At 67.2% G+C, this 6,211-nt stretch carries 5 protein-coding genes and 1 pseudogene; 3 read left to right on the top strand and 3 right to left on the bottom strand.

The annotated features are described in order from the left end of the window. A pseudogene (locus J2Y55_RS12905) lies at window positions 1-93 on the top strand (IS5/IS1182 family transposase); the annotation flags it as partial. 135 nt (window positions 94-228) lie between these two features. Here J2Y55_RS12905 and J2Y55_RS12900 read toward each other — a convergent pair. From J2Y55_RS12900 to J2Y55_RS12890, 3 genes are all read right to left on the bottom strand, one after another. Then, entirely contained in the window at window positions 229-1,149 is a 921-nt protein-coding gene (locus J2Y55_RS12900; protein WP_310153299.1) for an alpha/beta hydrolase family protein, read from the bottom strand. 61 nt (window positions 1,150-1,210) lie between these two features. Next, a complete protein-coding gene (locus J2Y55_RS12895) occupies window positions 1,211-2,218 on the bottom strand; it encodes an alpha/beta hydrolase (RefSeq protein ID WP_310153296.1) in 1,008 nt (335 codons plus the stop codon). 144 nt (window positions 2,219-2,362) lie between these two features. Next, entirely contained in the window at window positions 2,363-3,514 is a 1,152-nt protein-coding gene (locus tag J2Y55_RS12890; protein WP_310153293.1) for an alpha/beta hydrolase, read from the bottom strand. 123 nt (window positions 3,515-3,637) lie between these two features. On the opposite strand from J2Y55_RS12890, the gene meaB reads away from it, so the two are divergent. Continuing rightward, window positions 3,638-4,618, top strand: coding sequence for a methylmalonyl Co-A mutase-associated GTPase MeaB (gene meaB / locus J2Y55_RS12885; RefSeq protein ID WP_310153290.1), 981 nt, complete (start codon window positions 3,638-3,640; stop codon window positions 4,616-4,618). A 201-nt stretch (window positions 4,619-4,819) separates the two neighbouring features. Next, complete coding sequence (locus J2Y55_RS12880) at window positions 4,820-6,199, top strand: TIGR03808 family TAT-translocated repetitive protein (RefSeq protein WP_310153287.1); 1,380 nt, start codon at window positions 4,820-4,822, stop codon at window positions 6,197-6,199. The last annotated feature ends 12 nt before the right edge of the window (window positions 6,200-6,211 follow it).

Genomic DNA, 6,211 nt, shown 5'->3' with positions numbered 1-6,211 from the left:
ACGCGCTACGATAAGCGAGACGACAACTTCCTCGCCTCAGTCCAACTCGCTTCAATCCGCATCTGGTTGCGAAGTTATGAGTCGGTCACCTAGGGGGGTGATGTAAGCCTGAGCCACAACACCGTCATTGCGAGCGCAGCGAAGCAATCCAGGGGCCGTCAAGCGAGACCTCATGGATTGCTTCGTCGCTTACGCTCCTCGCAATGACGGCGTGGGTGGTACCGAGTCCTATTTCCCGCCGAACAGCGCCTGCGCCGCGGCGCTCGCCATCTTCTTCTGCTCATGGGCGACGCCGGGCACTGTGATCTCACGCCAGCGGCTCTCGACGCCGAGCCGCTTCGCCTCGGCCGCGGCGACCGCGACGAAATTCTGGCCGCGCGTGAAGCGGTTGGGACCCTGCGCCTCCGCGCCCTTGCTCGTGTTCAACTGGGGGTGGTTGGGATCGATGTCCTGGTCGCCCAGCATGATCAGCAGCGGCTTGGCGAAGGCGGCCTTGAGATTGGCATCCGTCGCCGGCGTACCGTCGAGCGAATAGGGAAAGCTGAAACCGCCCGCCGCATCCTTGCCGACAGGCAGGGTGTAATAGCCGGCATTGGCAGAGACCGCGGTCGAGAAACGCGCCTGCGGCATCAACATCACCATGCGATGGACGAACTGCGCCCCGGCCGAATGGCCAAAGAGCGTGTAGGTCGTCCCGGAAATCCGGCCGCTCTTCAGGCCTGCGTCGAAGAAGCGCTCGATCACCGCATAAAGCCATTTCCCGCGGTCGGGCTCGCCCTGGACGCCGCCCTGCTGGAACAGGCGGGTAGGGAAGCGCTCCTTGTCGAAATGCGGCGCCGCGATCAGCAGGCCATGGCGATCGGCCGCCTCGATCCAGTAGTCGCGCGTGTTGGCGGCGTTACGCCCCAGCCCGTGCACCGCGATGACGAGGGGGCATGGCTTGCTGGCGCAGGCCTGCGGAACATAGGTCTCGATATTGATCGTTTCCGCCCCAGCCGGCGAAACGTCTTCGTAAAGCACATGGCCGCTACCGACTTCCTGGAATGGTGTCAGGTCATGCGCCGCCAGCGGCGCGGCAAAGGGTATGGCAAGAGGCGTAGAAAGGCAGGCGGCCAGTATCGCCGCCATCGTCGAGAGCTTGATCATCATCAGTACCTTGCATCATCGCCCGGCGCGATCCTGCGCTGGGAGGCGATGACGGGCAAGCCCGTCAGGCACCCACACGCTCCATCGCCCGGCGCACGACCAGCGTGACCTCATTGTCGGAGAGGAAGAGGTCGTGGCGCAGCATGCTCCAGCCCCGCCCCGAGGTATCGGCAACGCGCACGCCCAGCGCCTCCAGCCGCGCGCGCTCGGCCGCGCCGGCGCGGGCGACGCCGCCGGCGATGCGGGCGGAGACTGCGAGCGCCCGGTCGCCCGGATCGATGATCAGCGTCATGCGCTGCGCCAGCGGGCCGAGCTTCGAGACCGTCTGCTCGAAAGCGTCGATATCGACATCGGGCGAGGCGAAGACGATCGCGCCGATGCGCGAGGAGACGTCGGTCTCGGTGCGCAATTCGCGCAGCGCCTCCAGCGTCAGGAAGGTGCCCATGGAATGGGCGACGATATGGATGCGCCCGACTGTCGGGTTGTTGACCAGGGCCCGCAGCGCCTGGACGAACCCGTCGCGCGACCAGAGCGCGCTCTCGCGGTCATAGCCATAGTCGAGCAGCGCGCCGCCGGACGGCCAGCTGAACAGGGCCGTGCGGCCCTGGAATTCGAGCGCGTGCGAAAGCTGCGCCGCGCTGCGCGCCGCGGATTCGAAGGTCTCGTTGTAGCCATGCACGTAAAGCAGCACGTCGCGGCCGTTGACGGCCTCGGCGAAGCTGCGGGCCGCCCCCGTCGAGGTCCGCCGATCGAGACCGAGCACGGCCCAATCGCCATTGACGACGGAGGAGACCCGGCCGGCAATACCGCGCCCGGGAGGGGAGAGCTGCGCCTCGGCGAAGGTCAGGGTCCCGCGCTCCGGACCGAAGAAGGGCTGGCCGCCGCCGGTGGGCTTTCGTGTGGTCACCACCAGGAGCGTCGGCTCCTTGCCCAGGGCGGACGCGTCCGCGCGCGTCGGCTCGGAGAAGGGCGAGACGGCAGCCTCTGTCTGCGCGCAGGCTGCCAGGGTCGTGGACAGCAGCGCCAGCAGCACTGAGCGGCGGCAAAGGGATGCGTGCCGAGAATCTGGCATGGGTGGAGACTATCCAAAGGGACCGGAGGTGGCCGACTTGGCCAGCATGGCCTTAACGCCACGCTAACGCGGCCAGATTGCGGCGCCTTCGAGGCTGATCAGGATTGGAGGCTGATTAGGATTGGAGGCTGATCGCGTTTCCCCTCAGCGGGCGATGATGGCGCCGGGCGCGGTGACCACCAGCTCGACGGTCGAACCGACCGCGCCGACGACCCCGCCGGCAATGTCGCCGAGCTTGTCGCCGAAGCGGGGGCCGGCGATGGCGATGCCCCTGTCGGCCTCGAGGCGGCGGCCGATCAATTGCACGATCTTGGCCGAGGACGCGAATTTGGCGTGGTTCAGGCGGTCACCCGTCGATATCTCCGACAGGTCGATGATGCGGGCGCCGAGCTTCTCCAGCTCGGTGACGATCTCGGTATCCTTGGCCGAGATCGCCCCCAGCCGCGTCTTGTCGCCGGCGAAGCGGCGGGAGAAGGCGAGCGCCCGGTCGTCGGCCGAGACGAAGATCGTCACCGGCCGCTTGATCTGGCGCATCTGCGTCTTGAAGACGTCGAGATCGACATCGGGCGCGGCGAGGATGATGTCGCGCAGCTTGCCGCCGAAGCCGCCATCGCCGCGAATCGCAGCCTGCCGCACCGCCTCCAGCGTCAGGAAGGTGCCCATTGAATGGGCCAGGATGTCGATGCGCGTGGTGCCGAGATCGCGCGCGATGGCATGGAGGTTCGCCTCCAGGAAATCGCGCGAATAGAAGGCGCTCTCGCGGTCATAGGGGTATTGCAGGAGCTGCCCGCGCGAGGGCCAGGTGAACAGCACCGGCACACCCTTGAAGCCGGAATCATAGATGATCTGGGCGAAGCGATAGGCTGCATCGGCGAAATTGGTGTTGTAGCCGTGCACGAAGACCAGCACGTCGCGCTCCGTAGCCGGGCGGCGCTGGATCTCGCGCTTCACCTCGGCGACGATCGGCGGCAGATCGAGACGGTTGACATCGACGACGGCGAAATGCTTGGCCGGGTCGGCGGCGGCGCCGATATCGGGCAGTTCGAGCTCGCCGGTCTTGTGCGTGTGCGGCACTGTGATGTCGAGCCTGGCGAAAGCCAGCTTCGCGCTGCGCTCGCCATTGAAATATTGCGGCAGATCGGCCGCCTCGCGCGTGGTGGCGACAAAGATGCGCACCTTGCCGACGGCATCGCCCTGCTTCTCGGACGCCGTCAGCAGCAGGCTCCGCTGCTCGCCGCCGCAGGCCGACAGCGCCAGCGCGGCCGACAGCACCAGCGCAACCCAACGAAACCGCAACACCGCATCTACCATGTCGAAGTGCTCTCACCGAAGGCGCCGATGATCAAGAGGTATCCATGACACAGTGACGACGGGAACGATGCCTTGTCGCGCATGCCCAAGCCTTGTTAGCTCAGCGCCATGAACGACGTTTCCGCCTCCGCTCTTGGTGACGCGATCCTCGCCGGCGAGCGGGCGGCGCTGGCGCGGGCCATCACCCTGGTGGAATCGCGCCGGGCCGATCACCGGCAGCAGGCGCAGGCGCTGATCCAGCAACTCCTGCCCAAAGCGGGCGGCGCGATCCGCGTCGGCATCACCGGCGTGCCCGGCGTCGGCAAATCGACCATGATCGACGCGCTCGGCAGTTTCCTCACTGCCGGGGGTCACAAGGTCGCGGTGCTGGCGGTCGATCCGTCCTCGACCCGCACCGGCGGCTCGATCCTCGGCGACAAGACCCGGATGGCGCGGCTCGCGGTCGACCCACGCGCCTATATCCGCCCCTCCCCCTCCTCCGGCACGCTCGGGGGCGTGGCGGCCAAGACGCGCGAGACCATGCTGCTCTGCGAGGCGGCGGGCTTCGACGTCATCCTGGTCGAGACCGTCGGGGTCGGGCAGTCGGAGACGGCGGTCGCCGATCTCACCGATTTCTTCCTGGTGCTGATGCTGCCCAATGCCGGCGACGAATTGCAGGGCATCAAGAAGGGCATCATCGAACTCGCCGACATGATCGCGGTCAACAAGGCCGATGGCGCGGGCGCGACGGCCGCACGCGCGGCGGCCGCGCAATACCAGGCGGCGCTGCATATCCTCGCCCCTGCCTCGCCGCTCTGGTCGCCCCCCGTCATCACCATCTCCGGCCTGACCGGCGACGGGCTCGAAGCGCTCTGGAGCAAGGTCGAAGCGCATCGCACGCGGCACGCGGCGAAAGGGCTGATCGCCGAGAAGCGCCGCCGCCAGGATGTGAAGTGGATGTGGGCGATGGTGCAGGACAGGCTGCAGGCAAAACTGCGCCTTGACCCCGCCCTGAAGGCGCGCACGCCCGAGCTAGAGGCGGCGGTCGCAGCAGGCAGGCTCGCGCCGACGCTCGCGGCCGAGGAGATCGCCCAGGCGCTCGGGCTCTAGCGCGTTTTCCACTTAAGTTGCCCCGTCATTGCGAGCGCAGCGAAGCAATCCAGAGGACAGGGCTCAGTCCCCCTGGATTGCTTCGTCGCTGCGCTCCTTCGCAATGACGATCGGGCCGTGTGGAAAACGTTCCAACCATCTCAAAGCGGCACAAAGGTTGCGGCACGCCGCTTGAAGCACCCGGCGCTCACGGAGGCTTCGATGGCTCTATCCCGGCGTTCCCTGCTGGCTGCGGCGCTTTTTGGCACAGGCTTGGTTCACGCGCCCGGCGTATTGGCGCAAGCGCCCAGGCGTGCGGCGAGCCCCTCTCCGCTCGGGCAGTTCGGCTTGGAGGCTGCGCAGTTCGGCCTGCGTGCAGGCTCCCCGGACGACCAGTCGCGCGCGTTGCAGAACGCCCTGATCGAGGCGGCCAAGCGCGATGCGCCCCTGATCGTCGCGCCGGGCCGATACCGCATCGCCAATGTGACCCTGCCCGAGGGCGCCCGGCTTATCGGCGTCACTGGCGCGACGCAGTTCATGGCCGCGCAAACCGGCCCCATCCTGCTGGCGCGCGGGATCAAGCGCGCCGCGCTCGTCGGCATCGGGCTCGACGGGCTGGATATCCGCATCGCCCAGCGAACCGGCCTGCTGAGCGCCGACGAGGTGCTGGATTTCAGCCTGCAGGATTGCGAATTCGCCAATGCCGGCTCGATCGGCCTGAGCCTGAACCGCACGGGCGGCCGCATCCTGGGAAGCCGCTTCCGCGGCATGCGCGAATCCGCCCTGTTCTCGCTGGATTCGCGTGGGCTCTCCATCGAGCAGAACCAGATCGAGGATTGCGGCAATAACGGCATCCAGCTCTGGCGCAGCCAGCCCGGCGACGACCAGTCGATCATTCGCGGCAACCGCCTCAACCGCATCCGCTCGGATGCCGGCGGTGACGGCCCCAACGGCAACGGCATCAGCCTGTTCAAGGCCGGCGGCGTCATCATCGAGGGCAACAGCCTGCGCGATTGTGCGCTGACCTTCATCCGCAACAATTCCGGCTCCGGCGTGCAGATCATCGGCAATCAGGGCCGCCGCTGCGGCGAGACAGCGCTCTATGCCGAATTTGCCTTCGAAGGCGCGCTCATCACCGGCAATCTCGTCGAGGATTGCGCGCAAGGGATCAGCGTCACCAATCTCGACCATGGCGGCAGGCTGTCAGTCGTCGCCAGCAACATCGTCCGCAACGCCCGGAAGGGCTTTGCGCCGAAGGGCAAGGAGCTCATCGGCGGCGCCGGCATCCATGTCGAGGCGGAAGCGGCGGTGACCGGCAACGTCATCGAGGACGCCAGCGATATCGGCATCTCGCTCGGCTGGTCCTGGGGCATGCGCAACCTCGTCGCGACCGGCAACATGGTGCGCAAGACCGGCATCGGCATCTCGGTCTCGCTGGTTCCGAAGGAACGCAACGCGCTGATCGCCAACAACACCATCGCCGAGGCGAGGAGCGGCGCGGTGGTGGGAACCGAATACGGCCGGGCCGTGACGGGCGATCTGACGAAGACGGCCGATGCGAGGGCCGCCGGCGTCAGGGTTGAGAACAACGCGGTCGGCTGAGGCGAAACCAGG

This window comes from Allobosea sp. BE125, assembly GCF_031456075.1.
Classification (GTDB): Bacteria; Pseudomonadota; Alphaproteobacteria; order Rhizobiales; family Beijerinckiaceae; genus Allobosea.
The sequence above is the reverse complement of the archived record's forward strand: the minus strand, read 5'-3'. Positions and strand labels throughout refer to the sequence as shown.